General features: G+C 64.9%; 1 protein-coding gene. It reads left to right on the forward strand.

Annotated elements, in window-relative coordinates:
- The first annotated feature begins 313 nt into the window (after positions 1-313).
- Positions 314-1,816, forward strand: a complete 1,503-nt coding sequence (locus tag H7290_RS13950; RefSeq protein ID WP_290514622.1) for an IS1634 family transposase — start codon at positions 314-316, stop codon at positions 1,814-1,816.
- Positions 1,817-2,215 lie beyond the last annotated feature (399 nt).

The following is a 2,215-nucleotide window of genomic DNA, read 5'->3' on the forward strand; positions in this document are numbered from 1 at the left end:
AGGGACCCCCGTCCGAGATCACCGAGACAGCCCACACGTCGACGTCGGATGCCCACACTCACGTTTGTAGACCGCGGTTCGACCTTGCCAGCCGGATCCGCTCGATCTCCAGGATGACCGCTCCTGCGCGGGCTAGCTCCAGGGCGTCCATGACCTCAGGACTAGTGCCCAGAAGAACTGTCCGAGACACTGACCTGACTTTTGCCACTCTGGCGGGGTCGACCGGACGGTAGCTGGCTGACCTGCGGGTTTGCTCTCCGGGCGGGCTGAATTTGCGCACTGGCAGTACTCGTATTCTGGGTTCGTGGCCTACGTGCGGACGGTGAAGACGTCCTCGGGAGCGACTGCGGTCCAGATCGTGCACTCCTCAAGTCGTGGGTCGCGCAAGATCGAGCATCTCGGCTCCGCGCACAACGACCAGGAGGTCGCGGCGCTGAAGATCGCTGCCGCCAGGCGCCTTGCCGGCGACCAGGACGAACTCGATCTCGGGCTTGAACTTCCGGCTGGGATAGCTGACACGACACCGGAGCCGTTGCCGATCCTCTCCTCGCGGATGGGACACCTGTGGGATGCGTTGTCAGGGGCCTACGACGTGCTGGGGTTCGAGGAGGCCGCTGGGGGCGATGAGGTGTTCCGCCAACTGGTGCTGGCGCGGATCATCGAGCCGACCAGCAAGCTCGACAGCCTCCGCGTGCTCGAAGAGGCCGGGGTCGCCCCTGCGTCGTATCGCACGATGAACCGGCGCCTCCCGGTCTATGCCAAGGACACCTGGCGTCGAGCTCTGGCTGGCGCATGCGCGCAGCGCGCTGCACTCGGCCCGGCATCACTGGTCCTCTACGACGTCACGACGTTGTACTTCGAGACCCACGAGGGCGACGGGTTCCGCGAGCCCGGGTTCTCCAAAGAACGGCGCCTGGAGCCACAGAACACGGTCGGGTTGCTCACCGACGCGGCCGGGTCCCCGTTGACGGACGAGGCGTTCGAACCCAACAAAGCAGAGACGAAGTCGATGCTGCCGACGATCACCTCGTTCATGGCCGCCCACGACCTCACCGACGTCACCGTGGTCGCGGACGCCGGGATGTTCTCCGAGGCCAACCGTGAAGCGATCGAGGACGCCGGGCTGTCCTACATCATCGGGGCCCGGATCCCCGAGGAGCCTTTCCAGGTCAAGAAGTGGCGTGCTGATCACCCGGGCGTCGACATCGCCGACGGGCAGGTCTTCACCCAACCCTGGCCCGCGGTCGGTGTAGCGAAGGCCGCTGGGCGCCGCGACAAGGTCACCTACATCCGCTACAAGGCCGACTCCGCACGCCGGTCCCTGCACGGGATCGACACCCAGATCGCCAAGGCCGAACGAGCCGTTGCCGGCAAGGAACCCGTGAAGCGGAACCGGTTCGTCAAACTCACCGGCGGCGACAAGACCATCAACCGCGAACTCGAAGCCAAAGCCCGCTCGGTCGCTGGTCTGAAGGCCTACATCACCAACATGGCCGACCCGTCACCGGAGTTCGTGATCGGCGCTTACCACCAGCTCTGGCACGTCGAGAAGTCATTCCGGATGTCCAAGCACGACCTACGGGCCCGCCCGATCTACCACCGCAAACGCGACTCCATCGACGCCCACCTGAACGTCGTGTTCGCAGCCCTCGCGATCACCCGGTTGATCGAGGACCGCACCGGCTGGAGCATCAAGAAGTTCGTCCGAACGACGCGGCGCTACCGCACCGTCCAGATCCGCGCCGGCAACCAGATCATCACCGCCGCCGATCCACTCCCCACAGAACTCCGCGACGCCCTCGCACTCATCAACTGACCCACTCAGGTGCGCACTAGCGTGGCAAAAGTCAGGGCGAAGGGATCCAATTCGCCCTCAGACAAATGTTTCGGCTCCCAGCTGGCATCGGCGGCAGACACCGCGCATCCTAGGTGCCGCGTACGGCCTGCATAGACGTCATAGAAGCGCCCTGCTAGGACTTGCGCAGTCGGCGCGGATCGGGGAGGACACAGAGGTGTCACCGCGACCCGCGCCGGATACGGGATGAATCAGAGCAGGTCGATGCCCACGAAACTGCCCACGTCGACGAGGCTCTTGCCGTCGAACTCGTAGAACGTTGCATCGGTGTGACAGATCGCCGGGAACGACGCAACGGGCGGCCCTGCGCAGGTGTATGGCGTCGACAGCCAGTTGTGCTGTTCCTTGGCTGCCTGCATG

This window comes from Aeromicrobium sp., assembly GCF_014378035.1.
Lineage (GTDB): Bacteria > Actinomycetota > Actinomycetes > Propionibacteriales > Nocardioidaceae > Aeromicrobium.